This window comes from Nocardia thailandica NBRC 100428 (assembly GCF_000308795.1).
Taxonomy (GTDB): Bacteria; Actinomycetota; Actinomycetes; order Mycobacteriales; family Mycobacteriaceae; genus Nocardia; species Nocardia thailandica.
The window spans coordinates 1-17,268 of record NZ_BAGK01000043.1; the positions used below are offsets into that span (position 1 = coordinate 1).

Genomic DNA, 17,268 nt, shown 5'->3' on the forward strand with positions numbered 1-17,268 from the left:
GTCCGCGCTGCTGCTCGCCGCGGCCACCGCCGCCTCGGGCGACCCCGCCGGCGCCGCCCGGCGGGCCGGTCTCGTCGCGGCCGACTGCCGCGAGCACGGGCTGCTCCCGCTGCGGTGGGCGACCGCGATGCTGCTCGCCGGCGTCGGTGACGCGGCGACAGCCCGGGCCGCGAGCCGGGAATCCGCAGCGTGCGCGGCCCGCATCGCGGACCTCGGCGGCGAGTTCCGCGTGGCGGATACCCGCTAGTCGCCGGACCGGCCCATCGGTCCTTCCGGGTCAGATGTCCGGCCCCGCTCGCCGGCCGTCCGGAGGTCGCTATTGTTAGTTCCGTTCCGCCCCTTCGGTGGAAGCTCGGTCACATCGGACCGCGCCACTCGTAACGCCAGGAAAATCTCTGACGATGACGCACACGGGCGAAGAGTTGGACCTCGCCGTCGCTGCCGCTGCGCAGGGCGACAGGACCGCTTTAGCTCAGGTACTGGAATCGATCCGTCCGTTGGTAGTCCGCTACTGCCGGGCCCGGATCGGGGCCGCGGAGCGTGGACAGCTCTCCGCGGACGACGTTGCGCAAGAGGTCTGTCTCGCAGTCATGACCGCCCTGCCCCGATACCAGGATCAGGGCAGACCGTTCATGGCTTTCGTGTACGGGATCGCTTCGCACAAGGTCGCCGACGCCCATCGGAACGCCGCCCGTAACAAGGCGGAGGCGATGGCCGAAGTACCAGATGTCATATCCACCGACCAAGGACCGGAGCAGCGAGCTCTCGAATCGGAAACAAGCAGGCAGATGAACAGTCTGCTCGCCACCCTTCCGGAGAAGCATCGAGAGATCCTGATCCTGCGCTTGGTCATGGGTCTGTCAGCAGAAGAAACCGCAGTCGCCGTGGGCAGCACGGCGGGTGCGATCCGCGTCGCCCAGCATCGGGCGCTCGCGAAACTGAAGTCACAAGTGGCGAGGGCAGGTGAAATGTATGGCTAGGGATGGCGAGCGCGGACGGGGCGACCGGAAGGATCGGCGCGGGCAGGATCCCTACGCCGCCGAGGGCACTGGGGATTCCGGCCCGGTCGACATCGCGGCGGTGCGTCGGGACGACGCGCTGATCGATGCCATCGCGGGCGACGGACCGGTTCAGACCGGGGATCCGGCGGAATTCCAGCTGGCATCGCTGCTCGCCGACTGGCGAGCCGAGGTGCTGGCCGAGCCGATGCCGGCCGGTCCCGATCTCGACACCGTGTTCGCGGCGGTCAATCAGGAGATCGGTGCGCGGCAGGTCCGGGTCGGTGCGTCTTCGCGCGGGCGTCTGCGATTGGTCCGCCCCATCTTCGGCGCCGCCGCGGCGCTGGCCGTGGTGATGGGCGGTCTCACAGCGTTCTCCTACAGTGCCGCGCCCGGCGATCCGCTGTGGCGCGTCAAGGAAGTCGTGTTCTCCGAGCAGGCCCAGTCGACCGTGGTGCAGCGCACCGACGACGACCTGGTCGCCGCCCAGGCCATGCTGGACCAGGGCAATCCCGAGCAGGCCAGGGCCCGGCTGGAACAGGCCTCGGCGACCGCCGCGCAGATCAACGATCCGCGCAAGCGTGACGATCTGATCGCCCGCTGGAATCTGCTGCACGCGGAACTGGCGAAGCGGGCGCCCGAGATCGCCAAGAGCCTGACCCCGAACCTCCCGACGCCGTCGCCGACGAAGCCGGCCGACGGCGCGACCACCCCGGCATCGCCCGGCTCCGTGACACCGGGCACCCCGGGGACCTCCCCGGACTCGGTCTCGCCGGAGACGCCGGCCAACCCGGGGACCGTGAGCCCGACCAAGCCCCCGGTCGACCTCAAGCCGACCGATCCGGTCGACACCAAGCCGACGGAGCCGCCCGTGACGACCCCTCCGGTCGTCACGACGCCGCCCCCGGTGACCACCCCGCCGCCGGTGACCACCCCGCCGGTGGTCACCCCGGAACCCACAGTGCCCTCCGTGCCCGCAGTCGAGCCGACTGCGGGCCCGATCACGACTCCACCCACCGTGCCGACCGGCGGTGCAGGCGTCCCCGCGACGCCGCCGTCGTTCGTGCTGCCGGGCGTGCCCGCCCGCTGAACCGAGCCACGCGAAAGGCCCCGGACCTGATGGTCCGGGGCCTTCGTCGTGTCCGTGTGGCGACCGTCCCCGCGCAGGCGTGACTCAGCGGGGGAGTGGTCCTCCGGGCGCCCTCAGCTGTCGAAGCCGTCGAACCCGTCGCCGTGGAAGGCTTCGTTCATCGAGGCGTCCGCGTAGCCGCGGCAGTAGTCCCACGTGACGTAGGACTCGGGGGTGGGGTCGTAGGCCGGTTCGTGCGGGCGGACCGTGCCGTCGACGAGCAGCTGGAGCAGGTTGGCCCGCAGCATGTCCCAGTCGTGGTAATGGTCCTGCCTGCAATCCTCGCAACTGACGACCAGGCCGCGGATTCCGCGGTGGGCCAGCAGGGCCTCGTAGACGGCGAGGTCGGCGAGATCTTCCTCGACCGCGAGGCGCTCGTGAGGATCCAGCGGCTCACCGGGCTCGATCGCATCGAGCGCGGCTGACGGGTCGGAGGGGTCTCCGGCGAATGGATCCGGCGGCAAGCCAGGTGGTAGATGGTCACGCACATCCCCACGGTACGCAGAACCAGGGGGTCTGCGCCAGCTATGCGCGCCGCCAGTTTGCGCACGGCCTCACTTCACAGTCGGATTCGCCCGCCGGATACCATGGAATACACGCGTCGGCGAGCGATGTTCTCTCCGGCAACACTTCACTCCAGTTCAGCACCGTCTCGCCGTCTGTACCGGCGTCGGTTGCTACCGACGACCAGGAGGGGTCGATCCGAATGAGTAATCCCGTGTCGGGCGAACGAGTAGCGGTGCGCCCCCATACGGGTGGTGACGATCCGAACAAGATCGCCATGCTCGGTCTCACGTTCGACGACGTACTGCTGCTGCCCGCGGCCTCGGATCTCATCCCCAGTTCCGTCGAGACCTCCAGCCGGCTGACCAGGGAGATCACCCTGCGCACCCCGCTGGTGAGCTCCGCCATGGACACCGTCACCGAGGCGCGCATGGCCATCGCCATGGCCCGCTCCGGCGGCATGGGTGTGCTGCACCGCAACCTGTCGACGGCCGACCAGGCCGCCCAGGTGGAGACCGTCAAGCGTTCCGAGGCGGGCATGGTGACCGACCCGGTGACCTGTCGCCCCACCGACACCCTCGCCGAGGTCGACGCCATGTGCGCCCGCTTCCGCATCTCGGGTCTGCCGGTGGTCGACGAGGTCGGTTCGCTGGTCGGCATCATCACCAACCGCGACATGCGCTTCGAGGTCGATCAGGACCGCCGGGTCGACGAGGTCATGACCAAGGCCCCGCTGATCACTGCCCAGGAGGGCGTCACCGCCGAGGCGGCCCTCGGGCTGCTGCGCCGCCACAAGATCGAGAAGCTCCCGATCGTGGACGGCAACGGCAAGCTGCGCGGCCTGATCACGGTGAAGGACTTCGTCAAGACCGATCAGTACCCCAACGCCACCAAGGACCGCGACGGCCGCCTGCTGGTCGGCGCCGCGATCGGTGTCGGCGAGGACTCCTGGTCGCGCGCGATGACCCTGGCCGACGCGGGCGTCGACGTGCTGATCGTGGACACCGCGCACGGCCACCAGTCCCAGGTGCTGCAGATGGTCGCCAAGGTCAAGGCCGAGGTGGGCGACCGCATCCAGATCGTCGGCGGCAACGTCGCCACCCGGGCGGGCGCCGCGGCGCTGGTCGAGGCGGGCGTCGACGCGGTGAAGGTCGGTGTCGGCCCCGGCTCCATCTGCACCACCCGCGTGGTCGCCGGTGTCGGCGCCCCGCAGATCACCGCGATCCTCGAGGCCGTCGCGGCGTGCAAGCCGCACGGCGTGCCGGTCATCGCCGACGGCGGCGTGCAGTACTCCGGCGACGTGGCCAAGGCGATCGCCGCGGGCGCGTCCACGGTCATGCTCGGCTCGCTGCTGGCGGGCACCACCGAGGCGCCGGGCGACCTGATCCTGGTCAACGGCAAGCAGTTCAAGAGCTACCGCGGCATGGGCTCGCTCGGCGCGATGCAGGGCCGCGGCCAGGCCAAGTCCTACTCCAAGGACCGCTACTTCCAGGACGACGTGCTCGCCGAGGACAAGCTGGTCCCCGAGGGCATCGAGGGCCGGGTGCCGTTCCGCGGTCCGGTCAACCAGGTCATCCACCAGCTGGTCGGCGGCCTGCGCGCGGCGATGGGGTACACCGGCTCGCAGAACATCGAGCACCTGCAGGGCGCCCAGTTCGTGCAGATCACCGCGGCGGGTCTCAAGGAGAGCCACCCGCACGACATCACCATGACGGTGGAGGCACCGAACTACACCGGTCGCGGCTGAGTAGGATGGATGCGCTCGCGCGCCGGATCCGGCGTGCGGGCGCGCACACAGAGTGCTGCGCTGACAACCCAACGTGCCCCCGCACGGGCCGACCTCGAGGAGGCCCCCGCCGCGCAGCGGCGGGTCGCGGCCGCCCCGCCTGACAGCGGACCCAGACCATGCGCCGTAGGCGCGAGTGCCGGTCCGCTGTCCGGTGGGGCACAAGGGGCCGCGACGCGAGCGCGCCGGCGCTCCACGAACACAGGAGACACGACAATATGCGCGACATGGTGGAGATCGGCATGGGCCGTACGGCCCGGCGTACCTACGAGCTCGACGACGTCGACATCGTGCCCTCGCGTCGCACCCGCTCCTCCAAGCAGGTCTCGGTGGCCTGGCAGCTCGACGCCTACCGCTTCGAGATCCCGCTGCTCGCGCACCCGACCGATGCGCTGGTCTCCCCGAAGTTCGCCGTCGAGCTGGGCAAGCAGGGCGGCCTCGGCGTCATCAACGGCGAGGGCCTGTGGGCCCGGCACGCCGACGTGCAGGCCAAGATCGACCAGCTGATCGACCTGGTCGACAAGGGCGGCTACGAGCAGGCCGTCACCCTGCTGCAGCAGCTGCACGCCGCGCCGATGCAGCCCGACCTGCTGGCCGCCGCGGTCGCCGAGGTGCGCGCGGCCGGTGTCACCACCGCGGTCCGGGTCAGCCCGCAGAACGCGCGCGCCCTGACCCCCGCGCTGGTGCAGGCGGGCATCGACCTGCTGGTCGTGCAGGGCACCATCATCTCCGCCGAGCACGTCGGCGACGGCGAGCCCCTGAACCTGAAGACCTTCATCGCCGAGCTGGACGTGCCCGTCGTGGCGGGCGGCGTCAGCGATCACCGCACCGCGCTGCACCTGATGCGCACCGGCGCGGCGGGCGTCATCGTCGGCTACGGCTCGTACCCGGGCGCGACGACCACCGGCGAGGTGCTCGGCATCGGCGTGCCGATGGCGACCGCCATCGCCGACGCGGCCGCGGCCCGTCGCGACTACCTCGACGAGACCGGCGGCCGGTACGTGCACGTCATCGCCGACGGTGACGTGGCGACCTCCGGGCAGCTGGCCAAGGCCATCGCCTGCGGCGCGGACGCGGTCATGCTCGGGGTGCCGCTGTCGGTGTCGGCCGAGGCGTCCGGCCGCGGCTGGTACTGGCCGTCGGCGGCCGCGCACCCGTCGGTGCCGCGCGGTTCGTTCCTGCCGGTCGACGAGTCCTGGCTGGACGGCCCGGAGGGGCAGACGCCGCGCCCGAGCCTCGAGCGCGTCCTCTACGGCCCGTCCGACGACCCGTTCGGTTCGCTGAACCTGGTCGGCGGCCTTCGTCGCTCGATGGCCAAGGCGGGCTACTCCGACCTCAAGGAGTTCCAGAAGGTGGGCCTCAGCGTCCGCTGACGCTCATGGGGCGGGGATCGCCCAGCACGTGCTCGCGCAGGAACCGGCGCACGGCGGTGTTCACCAGATCCGGATGGGTCATGGAGACGCCAAGCCGGGCGCCGGTGATCTCCAGATAGGTCGCCGCGGGCAGCCCCTCGGCCAGGGCGCGGGCCCGGTGATCGGCGATGCCGCTGGCGGTGGGATGGATGACCAGCACCGGGCAGGTGATCTCGGACAGCCGCTCCAGGACACCGTCGCGGCCGAGCAGGCAGCCGACCGCGGCGTCGAGCCCGCTGTGGTCGCCGCCCATCCAGCGCCGGATCCAGATGTCGCGGTACCACTCGTCCTCGCCGATGAGCCAGTCGGCCAGCCGCTCGGCGGCGTGCGCGCGCGAGTTGTGGTCGTTCCAGACGTCGAGGAATCGCCGTGTGGCCGTGGACATCTCACGGGCGGGACCGTGGGCCTCGGTACTGATCAGGACCAGCCCGGAGACGCGTTCGGGCGCCACGAGCGCGGCCCGCAGCGCGGTGAACCCGCCCTGCGCCGTGCCGCCGACCACGGCGCGCTCCACCCCGAGCGTGTCGAGGACGGTGAGCGCGTCGCGCGCGGCGGTCCAGAACGTGAACGGCAGCCGCTGGTCCTCGGTGCGGCCGTGCCCGCGCGCGTCCCAGGACACGATGCGGAACTCCGGTGCCAGCGCCGCCTGCTGGGAGGCGAACATGGTGCGGTCCATGAGGAATTCGTGCGCGAGGAGGACGACCGGGCCCGTGCCACCGCTGTCCTCGTAGTAGATGTCGGCATCGATCGCGCGGGCGAATGGCACGCGCTCGACAATAGCCAGATGCGCTGACATACGCGTGAGTTTCCCCACGCGGTCGGTTTCGGTGCTCAGCCCGCTGGCTCCGCCGTGGTGCCCGCTCACTAAACTGGGCCGGTGGCAGAAACCCAGAGACCCGTCCTCGTCGTCGACTTCGGCGCCCAATACGCCCAGCTGATCGCCCGCCGGGTGCGCGAGGCGCGCGTGTTCTCCGAGGTGATCCCGCACACCCTGACGGTGGAGGAGATCGCCGAGAAGCAGCCGCTGGCGGTGATCCTGTCCGGCGGCCCGTCCAGCGTGTACGCCGAGGGCGCCCCGCAGCTCGATCCGCGCCTGTTCGACCTCGACGTCCCGGTCTTCGGCATCTGCTACGGCTTCCAGGCCATGGCGCAGGCCCTCGGCGGCACCGTCGCCCACACCGGCACCCGCGAGTACGGCCGCACCGAGCTCAACATCGACGGCGGCGTCCTGCACGGCGGTCTGCCCACCGTGCAGCCGGTGTGGATGAGCCACGGCGACGCCGTCACCGACGCCCCCGCGGGCTTCGAGGTCACCGGCACGACCGCGGGCGCGCCGGTCGCGGCGTTCGAGGACCGCGCCCGCAAGCTGGCGGGCGTCCAGTACCACCCCGAGGTGCTGCACTCCCCGCACGGGCAGCAGGTGCTCAGCCGCTTCCTGCACGAGCTGGCGGGCATCCCGGCGCAGTGGACCGCGGCCAACATCGCCGAGACGCTGATCGAGAGCGTGCGCGAGCAGATCGGCGACGGGCACGCGATCTGCGGCCTGTCCGGCGGTGTCGATTCCGCGGTGGCCGCCGCGCTGGTGCAGCGCGCCATCGGCGACCGGCTGACCTGTGTGTTCGTCGATCACGGCCTGCTGCGCGCCGGCGAGCGCGAACAGGTACAGCAGGACTTCGTCGCCGCGACCGGGGCCAAGCTGGTCACCGTGGACGCGGTCGAGAAGTTCCTCGGCGAGCTGAAGGGCGTCAGCGACCCGGAGGAGAAGCGCAAGATCATCGGCCGCGAGTTCATCCGTTCCTTCGAGGACGCGGTGGCGGGCATCGTGGCCGAGCAGGGCGGCGAGGGCGACGCGCCCAAGGTCGAGTTCCTGGTGCAGGGCACCCTGTACCCGGACGTCGTCGAGTCCGGCGGCGGCACCGGCACCGCCAACATCAAGAGCCACCACAACGTCGGCGGCCTCCCCGACGACCTGGAGTTCTCCCTGGTCGAGCCGCTGCGCCTGCTGTTCAAGGACGAGGTCCGCGCGGTCGGCCGCGAGCTGGGCCTGCCCGAGGAGATCGTGGCGCGCCAGCCGTTCCCCGGCCCGGGTCTGGCCATCCGCATCGTCGGCGAGGTCACCGCGGACCGGCTGGACCTGCTGCGCCAGGCCGACGCGATCGCCCGCGAAGAACTGACCGCCGCCGGGCTGGACAAGCAGATCTGGCAGTGCCCGGTCGTGCTGCTGGCCGACGTGCGCAGCGTCGGCGTCCAGGGCGACGGACGCACCTACGGTCACCCGATCGTGCTGCGCCCGGTCTCGAGCGAGGACGCCATGACCGCGGACTGGACCCGCCTGCCCTACGAGGTGCTGGAACGGATCTCCACCCGCATCACCAACGAGGTCGCCGAGGTCAACCGGGTCGTGCTCGACGTGACCAGCAAGCCGCCGGGCACCATCGAATGGGAGTGAGCGGGAACAACCTCCGCTGAGAAAGACCCGGTACTCGAGGGAGTACCGGGTCTTTCTCGTCAGCGGGCGGTCTCGTCCGGCGGTGGTTTCTCGCCGCGCGGCGGTTCGGTGCCCGTGGCGCGGGCCCGGACCAGGTGGGCCAGCGGCACCGCGCGTTCGCTGGTGAGCAGCAGCCCGATCGGGATGCCGAGCGGGGTCACGACCGCCGTCGCTTCCGCGGGGAGAGCACGAGCAGGATGCCGGTGATCCCGGCACCGAGCACGAGCACCCAGCCGAGCGGGATGCCGAGCGCGGGCAGGGTGGGCGAGCCGAGCAGCGCCCAGACGCTCACCGCCAGCCCGAGCAGTCCGGTGATCAGCAGCGAGAACGACGGCCCGCGACCGGTTCTCACGGATTCGGTGTCAGCCACGGCGCACCTCCACGTCGCCCATCTTGGTCTCCACGGTCAGGTCGAGGACCGGCGCGCCCGGCGTCTGCGGGCCCGTCAGGCCCTCCTGGCAGCGCTGATCACCCACGCGCACATCGCAGGTCGTGCGCACGGTCATGTCCGGCGGCAGCAGGACCAGGCTGTCGCCGACGTTCACGGCCACCGTGACCGCCCGCGACTCGGTGAGTTTCAGGCCGCGCAGGTCGAGTTCGGCCGAGCCGACGGCCAATTCGTAGCGGGGCTGCAGTTCGGCCACGGTCGCGGGCGCCCACTGCCGGTCGCCGACGTTGTTCTCGCTGATGTCCACCGGCCCGACCACCGAGGCGAGCACCACGAATCCCGCCAGCGGCACCGCCGCGATCACCAGCCCGCCCCCGCGCCGCCGGAACGCGCCGACCACCAGTCCGGCGCACAGCACGAACAGGGCGACGGCGGCGATCCGCACCGGCGTCATCCAGTCGGCGCCCGCCGCGGCCACTCCGCCCGCGACCGCGGCGGCCAGGATCGCCAGGCCGAGCACGACCGGAGTGAACCGGGACCGCGGACGCGGCGGCGGAGGCGGGGGCGCCACCATGGTGCGCGGTCCCGCCGGGGCGGGCAGCTCCCAGGCCAGCGGGGCGACGCCGAGCGGATCCCATCCGGGCGGCACCTGCGCCATCGTGCGCGGGGCGACGGTGTGCGGCGGCTTCCCCAGGTCGGCGCGCGGGGCGGACTCCGAGGCGGCGAGGTCGCGGGCGACCTTCTCCAGGCTGGTCGTGCCGGGGGCGTCCGGCTCGGCCGGTCGCGCGAGGTCCGCGCCGGTCGGGGCGAGCGCCGAGCCCTCGGCATCGCGCGGCATCTCGGCATCGGGATCGCGGGTGCCCGCATCGGCCGGATCCGGCTCGGGCGTGCGCGGATGCGCGGGAGTGCCGGGTTCCTGTGACGTGACGTCGCCCGGACGCGCCTGCAGGTCCGTCCCGTCGGTGCGCTCGGTACCGTCGCCCGGCTCGGTGGCGGCGGGCGCCTCCCGGGGCCCCGGGTCCTTGCGCAGAGCGACTGTGTCGGTGTCGGCGGACAGGGCGGCGATGTCGGAGTCGGCGGGCAGGACGGCGGAATCGGTGTCGATGGACAGGACGGCGGTGTCGGTGTCGGTGTCGACGGACAGGACGGCGGTGTCGGTGTCGGCGGCCAGAACCTCGGTGTTCGCCGTGTCGACGCGCCGGATCGGTGCGGACTCGGTGTCACCCTGCTGGAACGGCGTGGACTCCGTGGCAGCGGTGTCGGCCCGCTGGAACGGCGCGGGCTCGGCGGGCGCGGTCGGCGGCGCCGGCACGTACTCGTCGGGCAGTTTCGTGTACGGGGTGTACAGCGGGTCGCCCGCGTAGGTGCCGTACCCGGTCGCCGGGTAGCCCGCGTATCCGAGACCGCCCGCCACGGGTTCGGCCAGGAAGCGGTCGTAGCCGGTGGGCAGCTCGGGATGCCGCAGATACAGCAGCCACCAGCCGGCGAGCAGGAACGCCATGCTGATCACCCCCGACCCGCCGAGCCCGAGCCCGACCGGCCCCATCGTGGAGACCGCGATGGCCAGGCCGACGATCAGCACGACCGTCTTGGTCGGGGAGTGGGAGCTGGTGCCGCGCCCGGCCAGCGACTCCGCGGCCGAGGACTCGTCCCCCGCCGAACTGAGCAGCAGCCAGGCCAGCAGGTACAGCACGATGCCCGCCCCGCCGAAGATGGTCGAGACCACGAACGCGACCCGGACCAGCACCGGATCCACGCCGTAGCGGAGGCCGAACCCGGCCGCCACCCCGGCGACCGGCCCCTGTCGCGGCAGCCGCACGGGCCGCGTGTGCCACATCTGCGCAAGCTGGTCGCCGAAGCTCGTTCTCGTCATGTGTTCCATGGTGTGACCGGTGCGCGTCCTGCGCATCGGGGGTAACCCTGAGGTTTGCCCCGGTTCAGGGGCAGGGCGGACGGTAGGGGACGTCGGGCACGAGTCGATGCCATGTCGCTTCGGTCAGGGCCGAGCCTGTGGCCACGCAGATCCGCCGGCCGACTTCGTCGGCATCGAGTATCCACAGTTCGACCGCTCCGTCGTAGCCGACCGTCACCAGGTGGCGCCCGTCGGGGTGGAGCGCGGAGGAGACGCTCTTGCCCTGCGCGAGCCCGAACGGGCCGGTGAGCCTTCGCGGTGCGCGATGATTCGAGATGTCCCACAGCATGATGCTGCCGTTGTCATCGGACAGGGCGAGAAGCGAACCGGTTCCGTCCACGCTGACGGAGACGATCGTGCCCGCGTCGGTGAGCACCCAGTCCGTCAACGGTCGCGGACCGTCGTGAGCGGCGGTGTCCCACAGTCGTATCCTTCCCGAGTCCGCGACGACGAGCGTGCGGTGGTCGGGGAGGAAGCGCATGGGCTGGAGTGCGGCGCGGTCGGTCGCCTCGACATCGCCCGCGTGGACCGGATTCGCGGGGTCGTGAAGGTCCCATACCCGGATGCGGGGCGGTGTCGCGGGCAGGAGGGAATCTCCCTGGACCAGGACCGCGCGTGCCCCGTCGTCGCTGAGGTACATGCCGTAGGTCTCGGTTGTCACCGTGGCGAAGGGCACGCCGAGGCGGACCGGAGCGTCGCGATCGGAGATGTCCCACAGCTGGGCTCGACCCGATTCCTCGACGAGCATTCGGTCGCCGGAGACCGTGGACCGTGTGTCACTCGCGGTCCAGGGGGCGAGTTGCCGAGGCATGCGCGGGTCATCGAGCGCGTAGACCTGCCTGCCGTTCCGGCCGGCAAGGGACAACGTCCGATGATCGAGGCTCAGTGCGGCGGTGCCACTGTCCGGGGGCGCGGCTACCGCGGTCGCCGGGGTCGGCCTGTCGGGGTCGGCGGTGTTCCATATCGTGACGTCTCCCGCCCTGGTCTGGATGATCATGCGGCCGCCGGAATCCGAGAACTGGGGTGCCAGCGCCGATGTGGGAATGCTGTCGAGCCACGCCTGCGGTAACGACCAGCCGCGCAGTTCGCCGTCGTCCCCGGCGCCCAGCAGCGTGCGTCCCCCCGGAAGGAACGCGAGGTTGCGGGGACCTCGCTTGCAGTAGAGCGTGCTGAACCGGTCGCAACCGGGGGTGATCGTCAGCGCCGGTCCGACGGGGCGAGGCTGGGCCGGGTCGGCCAGACTCCAGATCCGGCCTGCGTCACGTGAGCCGATGGCGAGTAGTCGGCCGTCGGGGCTGAAGTCGAGCGTGTCGACCGCTTCGTCCCCGACCTGGTGCGGTGTCCCGAGAAGGCGGGGTGCGGCCGGGTCACCGATCTGCCAGAGCGCGACCTGGGCGCTGCGGCCGCTGGACGAGGTGAACTCGGCGCGACCGCCGATGGCGAGCACGGTGCCGTCCGGGCTGATGTCCATCGCCCAGAAGCTGTCGGCGGGTGCGGGAATGCGTGCGCCGACGGGGTGTGTGGCACGTGGATCGTGCAGGTCCCACAATTGGACGGAGCCGGTGCCGTTCTCCCCGGCAGTGATCCACTCACCCACGGCGAGTGTGCGTGCGTCCGGGCCGAAGCGCAGGAAGTGCAGTCGTTGGGTGGTCGTGCCAGGTATCGGGTGGTCGGCCAGCCGGACCGGGTGCGTACGGTCGTCGATGCCCCAGATCGTCAGGTGGTCGACGGTGGCGACGGCGAGGACGAGTCCGTCCGGGCTGATCGCCAGCGCCTGTGCCCCCTTGACCCCGAAGGTGTGGAGCACGTGGGGCGCCGCGGGCCGGGTGAGGTCCCAGATCTGGAGTCCCTCGGGCCCGTCTGTCGCGGCGAGTCTGGTTCCGGGTATGAATTCCAGGCGGTAGATCTCCGCGCCGAAGCGATCGGACACCCGGTGTGGCTGTGTCGGATCCGTGATGTCCCAGGCGTACGCGTTCCGCTCGGAGTCGATCGCGACCAGCAGTCCGCCTTCGGGGTGCACGGCCAAGGTGCTGATTCCGTGCTCGTGCGCGGGAACGGTGCGTGCCAGCGGCGTGTCCTGCGTGGTGAGGAGCTGGCTGCGCGAGGTGATATCCGGCCGAAGCCGGTAGGCGGCCAGGAACAGCTGGGCCGACAGCGACGGATCGGTCGACCGGGTTCGCGCAGCCGCTGCCACCAGTTCGGCGTAGTCGCGATCGGCGGTGCGTGCGTCGGCGAGCCGCCCCCGGTCGTAGGCGACCAGACCGGTCGCCAACAGCGCGAGCGCCGCGCCCGCGGCCACGAGTCTGCCTCTCGTGCCGCGTCGGGCCGCGCGCGCGGAGTGTTCCAGGAAGTCCTGCGCCCGCCCGCTGACACCGGACCGAGCGGTGTGCTCGCGCGCCGCCTGGAGCCGGGTCCCGCGGTAGAGCAGCGCCGGGTCGCGCGCCGATTCGGCCCATTCGGCAGCATCGTGCTCGAGCCGCTGCCGCACCATCAGTCCGACCCGGTCGGTGTCTATCCAGCCCCGCAGCCGCGGCCACGCGTCGAGCACGATCTCGTGCGAGAGCTGGACCGAGTCGGCGTCGAGGGCGAGCAGGCGGGTGCGGGAGAGGATCTCGACGACCTCGGCGGCGGAGCGCGGGTCGCTGCTGCGGTTGAGGAGTTCGGCGCGCGCGACCGTGCGGCGGGTGTCGCGGGAGTCCTGGCCGACGGTGACCAGCGCGCCGAGGAGTTCCCGGGCCGCGGCCTGCTGGGCGGGGGTCAGCTCGCTCCAGGCCAGTTCGGCGGTCTCGGCCACCGAGCCCGTCACGCCGCCCGCCTTGCGGTAGCCGGCGACGGTGAGTCTGCGGCCCTCGCGCTGCTGCCAGGTGGCGGCCATGACGTGCGAGAGCAGGGGCAGGGCGCCCGCGTCGTAGGGGGCGGTGCCCGCGTGCCCGCCGAGGCCGCGCAGTTCGGTGAGGACGAGTTCCTCGAGGCCCTGTTCGGGTTTGAGGCCGGTGGCGGTGAGCGGGCCGGTGATCGCGCGGGAGATCTCCTCGATCCGCATGGGGCCGAGCACGTAGCCGCGGTGCTGGAGGCTGTCGCGCAGGACGGGGTGGTGCAGGCAGCGCTCGTAGAAGTCGGCGCGCAGGGCGAGGACGACGGCGAGCGGTTCGTCGTCCCGGCCTGCCAACGCGGCGAGCTCGGCCAGGTAGGCGGCGCGTTCGGACTCGTCGGCGCAGTGGGTGAACAATTCCTCGAACTGGTCGACGACGAGCGCGCGGGTCGCCGGGGTGAGGGCGGCGCGGAGCCGGGCGAGCGGCTCGGCGCCCGGGGTGACGGTGACGGTCTCGCCGTCCAGGGCGGGGACCAGCCCGGCGGCGAGCAGCGACGACTTGCCCGCGCCCGAGGCGCCGATGAGCACGACGATGCCGTCGGCCCGGCGGACCAGGTCGGTGAATTCGGTGGTCGCGCGCTCGCGGCCGAAGAAGAGGGCGCGCTCGGCGGCCCGGTAGGCGCGCAGGCCGGGGTAGGGGCAGGTGGCGCCCTCGTCGGCGGTGTCGGCGGTCCAGGTGACCGAGGACTGCCAGATCCGGCGCCACTCGTGCGGGTCGCCCAGCCTGCGGGGGAGATCGCGCCCGGACTTGCGGGCCAGCTCGATCAGGGTCAGCACCACCGGGAGCAGGGACTCGAAGCGGGCGGGCACGTTGCGCCCGGCCTTCCAGTCGCTGATGCGCTGGGGTGACGGCGCGGCGGCGCCCGCCCCCTTCATCCGGCGTTCGGTCGCCGTGGCGACGCGACGCAGTGTCGGATTACCCGCCGCCGCGTACAGTTCCGCGAAGCGCTGCGCGAAAACCGCACGCGGCGACAGGCTTTCTTCATCCTCGATGGTCAAGGAACCCCCCGTTCGGTGAAAACGACCGGGGGGAATGATATTTGGGGCTTGCGCGCTACGGCCAGCCGGTCGTGGGCCCGGCGCGCGCCGGGCCCACGTGGCTCACAGGAACATGGTGTCGCCGACCACCGAGTTCTTCGCCGTCACCTGCGGCGTCGTCGCGGTAACGGTCGCCCAGGAGTAGACGTCGAGCGGACCCGCGCAGTCGCCGACCATCAGGTGGAAGTCCCGGTTGACCAGGTAGGTGGTGCCGGCGCCGAGGGGCTTGGTCCCGACGTCGATCTTCTTGATCTCGCCCGGCGTCATCGACAGGGTGAGGTCGATGCCCGCGCTGACCGAGGGCCCGATGTCCACCGAGGCGTCGGGGCCGGAGGAGCCGAACCCGATGCTCGCCCCGGCGTCGACATCGATGCCGCCGCTGAGCCCGACGGTGACCTTCAGGTCGACCGCGCAGGCCACGTAGTACCCGGAGGAGATCTCGCCGGTCGCGCCCGCGGGCGGCGTGGCGTAGACCGTGTTGTTCAGGAACACCTCCCGGTTGGTCGGCATCGCGTTGAGCGCGGGCACCTGACGGTAGGACTCGTCGGTGTGCCCGATCGTGAGCGCGAATCCCCCGGGCCCCTGATAGGTCGTCTCGTGCGGCGCCATCGGTCCGGCCGCCGCCATCGCGCCGCCGCCCAGTGCGGCGAACGCGACGGTGCCCGCCGTGACCAGAGCCGTGATGGTTCTCATGTTTCCTCCCCGAACGAACCCTTCGAACCGAGCTGCCCTCGGCCTGCCATCACGGTAGGAATCGGCCGGGTCCCCGGCCCAGCCGACCGGGCCCGTCCGGGCGGGAAAACCGCAGGTGGACGCGGGGGGGAGCGGATCTCCGGTCCGGCGGATCGCGGCCGCCGGAAGGCCGCCGGAGCGTTCCGGGAACACGCAGGTCAGGAGGGTGATCCGTCCGGACCGGACGCCATCGCCCCAGGTCGGCGGACGGAACCACGACTCAGGGGGTGGCCTCAGGGATTCACCTGATGCCCACCGCGGGCCGACCGTGCCAGTATCGAAGGCATGGCTCCGTCTGTTCCCGTGCCCGGCGCCGGTGCGGTTCCGCCCCGGGGACCCGGCAGCGCCGGGTTGCTGGGACGTGCCGTCGACGCGACCAAGCGCGCGATGTTCCCGGCGCCGCACTACGCCACGCCCGGCACCGCCGCCTACCCCGCGCAGCAGGCCTACGGCGCCGGGTACCGTCCGGCCGGATCGCCCCCCGGCTACGGCTACCGGCCCTACCCCGGCTACGGCCAGATCCCCGGCTACGGGCCGGTCCCCGGCTACGGTGTGCCCCGCTCCACCCCGCCCGCCCCTCTGCCCGACCCCGCCCGGCCGCCGCTGACCCCGCCGCCGCGGCTCGTGCGCCGGTCCGGCGGGCGCATCGTCGGCGGCGTGGCCGGTGGCATCGCCGATCATCTCGGGGTCGACGTCTTCAAGGTCCGGATCGTCTTCGTGCTGCTCTCGGCGCTGGTCGGGGCGGGACTCGTGGCCTACGGGCTGCTGTGGATCTTCACCCCGGGCGGCCCGGACGCGGCCAAGCCGTCGGCGGACGAGCGCAAGCAGGCCATCGGCCTCGCCCTGCTCGGCCTGGCGCTCGCGGTGTCGGTGACGACCCTCTTCCAGGGGACGGCCGCGCGGGTGCTCGCGCCGATCATCGTGGTCGCGGTCGGCGCGGCGCTGGTGTGGCGCGAATACGACATGGCGACCCCGCGCGCCCTGCTCGGCATGCCGGTGCGCGCCAGCGTGGTGACCTGGTCGCGGGTGGTCGGCGGGGTCACCCTGATCGTGGTCGGGCTCGGGGTCGTCGTGCTGGCCCGCATCGACCTGAGCTCGCTGGGCTCGGCGCTGCTGGCCGTCGCGGTCACCCTGATCGGCGCCGGGCTGCTGACCGTGCCGCTGTGGCTGCGCATGGTCCGCGCCCTGAACGCCGAACGCGCCGCCCGCATCCGCAACGAGGAACGCGAGGAGATCGCCTCGCACCTGCACGATTCGGTGCTGCAGACCCTCGCCCTGATCCAGCGCCAGGCCGAGGACCCGCAGGAGGTGCTGCGGCTGGCCCGCAGCCAGGAGCGCGAACTGCGGCGCTGGCTGTTCGAGGACAGCGCCCCCGTGGAGGCGAGCCTGTCCGCCGCGCTGCGCACCATCGCGGGCGAGGTGGAGGACCAGCACGGGGTGAAGGTCGTCGCGGTCACCGTCGGCGACGTCGGCATGGACCCGGGCGACACCGGCGCCGGCCTGCCCAAGGAACACTTCACCGCCCTGCTGGGCGCCAGCCGCGAGGCCCTGGTCAACGCGGCCAAGCACGCCGGGGTCCCCGAGATCGACCTGTTCGCCGAGACCGAGCCCCACCGGGTCAGCGTGTTCGTCCGTGACCGCGGCACCGGCTTCGACCCCGACGAGGTCCCCGTCGACCGCCAGGGCCTGACCAAATCCATCCGCGCCCGCGTCGAACGCCGCGGCGGCACCGTCGAGGTGCTGTCCACCGTGGGCCGTGGCACCGAGGTCCGCATCGAACTGCCCCGCACCGATTCGGGCACGGAACCCGAAGCGGCGCCGGAGCCGGAATCGTCGCCCGTCGCGCAGGCGGCCTCGGGGCCGGGACCGGAGCCCGCCGCGTCGGCTGCCTCGGGGCCGGGACCGGCGTCCGTCACGCAGGCTGCCTCGGGGCCGGGACCGGCGCCCGTCGCGCAGCCGGAACAGGCGTCCGTCACGCGGGCTGCCTCGGCACCGGGACCCGCGCCCGT

The 17,268-nt window shown here is 72.2% G+C and carries 12 protein-coding genes and 2 pseudogenes; 7 read left to right on the forward strand and 7 right to left on the reverse strand.

Translation table 11 applies throughout. From position 1 onward, the window contains the following. From ON36_RS04465 to ON36_RS04475, 3 genes and pseudogenes are all read left to right on the forward strand, one after another. Nucleotides 1-247 (forward strand): annotated as a pseudogene (locus ON36_RS04465) (hypothetical protein); the annotation flags it as partial. 154 nt (nucleotides 248-401) lie between these two features. Further along, the gene (locus ON36_RS04470) at nucleotides 402-980 is read left to right on the forward strand and encodes a sigma-70 family RNA polymerase sigma factor (RefSeq protein WP_043647873.1); all 579 of its coding nucleotides are present in this window, start codon (nucleotides 402-404) and stop codon (nucleotides 978-980) included. Then, nucleotides 973-2,088 (forward strand): anti-sigma-D factor RsdA, encoded by a 1,116-nt coding sequence (locus ON36_RS04475; RefSeq protein WP_043647876.1) that lies wholly within the window; start codon nucleotides 973-975, stop codon nucleotides 2,086-2,088. The genes ON36_RS04470 and ON36_RS04475 overlap by 8 nt, the downstream gene beginning before the upstream one ends. A gap of 113 nt (nucleotides 2,089-2,201) precedes the next feature. Here the strand turns inward: ON36_RS04475 and ON36_RS04480 are convergent, their stop codons facing one another. Continuing rightward, complete coding sequence (locus ON36_RS04480; protein WP_043647879.1) at nucleotides 2,202-2,615, reverse strand: DUF5319 domain-containing protein; 414 nt, start codon at nucleotides 2,613-2,615, stop codon at nucleotides 2,202-2,204. A 218-nt stretch (nucleotides 2,616-2,833) separates the two neighbouring features. On the opposite strand from ON36_RS04480, the gene guaB reads away from it, so the two are divergent. After that, nucleotides 2,834-4,378, forward strand: coding sequence for an IMP dehydrogenase (guaB, locus tag ON36_RS04485; RefSeq protein ID WP_083884901.1), 1,545 nt, complete (start codon nucleotides 2,834-2,836; stop codon nucleotides 4,376-4,378). A gap of 257 nt (nucleotides 4,379-4,635) precedes the next feature. After that, nucleotides 4,636-5,790 (forward strand): GuaB3 family IMP dehydrogenase-related protein, encoded by a 1,155-nt coding sequence (locus ON36_RS04490; RefSeq protein WP_043647884.1) that lies wholly within the window; start codon nucleotides 4,636-4,638, stop codon nucleotides 5,788-5,790. Here ON36_RS04490 and ON36_RS04495 read toward each other — a convergent pair. After that, nucleotides 5,777-6,595 (reverse strand): alpha/beta fold hydrolase, encoded by an 819-nt coding sequence (locus tag ON36_RS04495; protein ID WP_052313642.1) that lies wholly within the window; start codon nucleotides 6,593-6,595, stop codon nucleotides 5,777-5,779. The genes ON36_RS04490 and ON36_RS04495 overlap by 14 nt on opposite strands. A 111-nt stretch (nucleotides 6,596-6,706) precedes the next feature. On the opposite strand from ON36_RS04495, the gene guaA reads away from it, so the two are divergent. Continuing rightward, complete coding sequence (guaA, locus tag ON36_RS04500; protein ID WP_043647886.1) at nucleotides 6,707-8,278, forward strand: glutamine-hydrolyzing GMP synthase; 1,572 nt, start codon at nucleotides 6,707-6,709, stop codon at nucleotides 8,276-8,278. A gap of 59 nt (nucleotides 8,279-8,337) precedes the next feature. On the opposite strand, the gene ON36_RS34460 is transcribed toward guaA, so the two are convergent. The 5 genes from ON36_RS34460 to ON36_RS04525 all read right to left on the reverse strand — a co-directional run bounded on the left by ON36_RS34460 (nucleotide 8,338) and on the right by ON36_RS04525 (nucleotide 15,220). Then, the gene (locus ON36_RS34460) at nucleotides 8,338-8,478 is read right to left on the reverse strand and encodes a hypothetical protein (protein WP_157224767.1); all 141 of its coding nucleotides are present in this window, start codon (nucleotides 8,476-8,478) and stop codon (nucleotides 8,338-8,340) included. Next, complete coding sequence (locus tag ON36_RS04505) at nucleotides 8,475-8,669, reverse strand: hypothetical protein (protein ID WP_245557899.1); 195 nt, start codon at nucleotides 8,667-8,669, stop codon at nucleotides 8,475-8,477. The genes ON36_RS34460 and ON36_RS04505 overlap by 4 nt, the downstream gene beginning before the upstream one ends. Before the next feature lie 10 nt (nucleotides 8,670-8,679). Further along, the gene (locus ON36_RS36740; RefSeq protein WP_306306897.1) at nucleotides 8,680-10,578 is read right to left on the reverse strand and encodes a PspC domain-containing protein; all 1,899 of its coding nucleotides are present in this window, start codon (nucleotides 10,576-10,578) and stop codon (nucleotides 8,680-8,682) included. 64 nt (nucleotides 10,579-10,642) lie between these two features. Then, entirely contained in the window at nucleotides 10,643-14,488 is a 3,846-nt protein-coding gene (locus ON36_RS04520) for an NACHT and WD repeat domain-containing protein (RefSeq protein WP_043647891.1), read from the reverse strand. A 102-nt stretch (nucleotides 14,489-14,590) separates the two neighbouring features. Next, nucleotides 14,591-15,220: an MspA family porin gene (locus ON36_RS04525; protein ID WP_043647893.1), complete on the reverse strand. Its 630-nt coding sequence runs from the start codon at nucleotides 15,218-15,220 to the stop codon at nucleotides 14,591-14,593. Nucleotides 15,221-15,646: 426 nt separating this feature from the next. Between ON36_RS04525 and ON36_RS04530 the strand changes: the two are divergent. Next, nucleotides 15,647-17,122: pseudogene (locus tag ON36_RS04530) on the forward strand (ATP-binding protein); the annotation flags it as partial. Nucleotides 17,123-17,268: the final 146 nt, after the last annotated feature.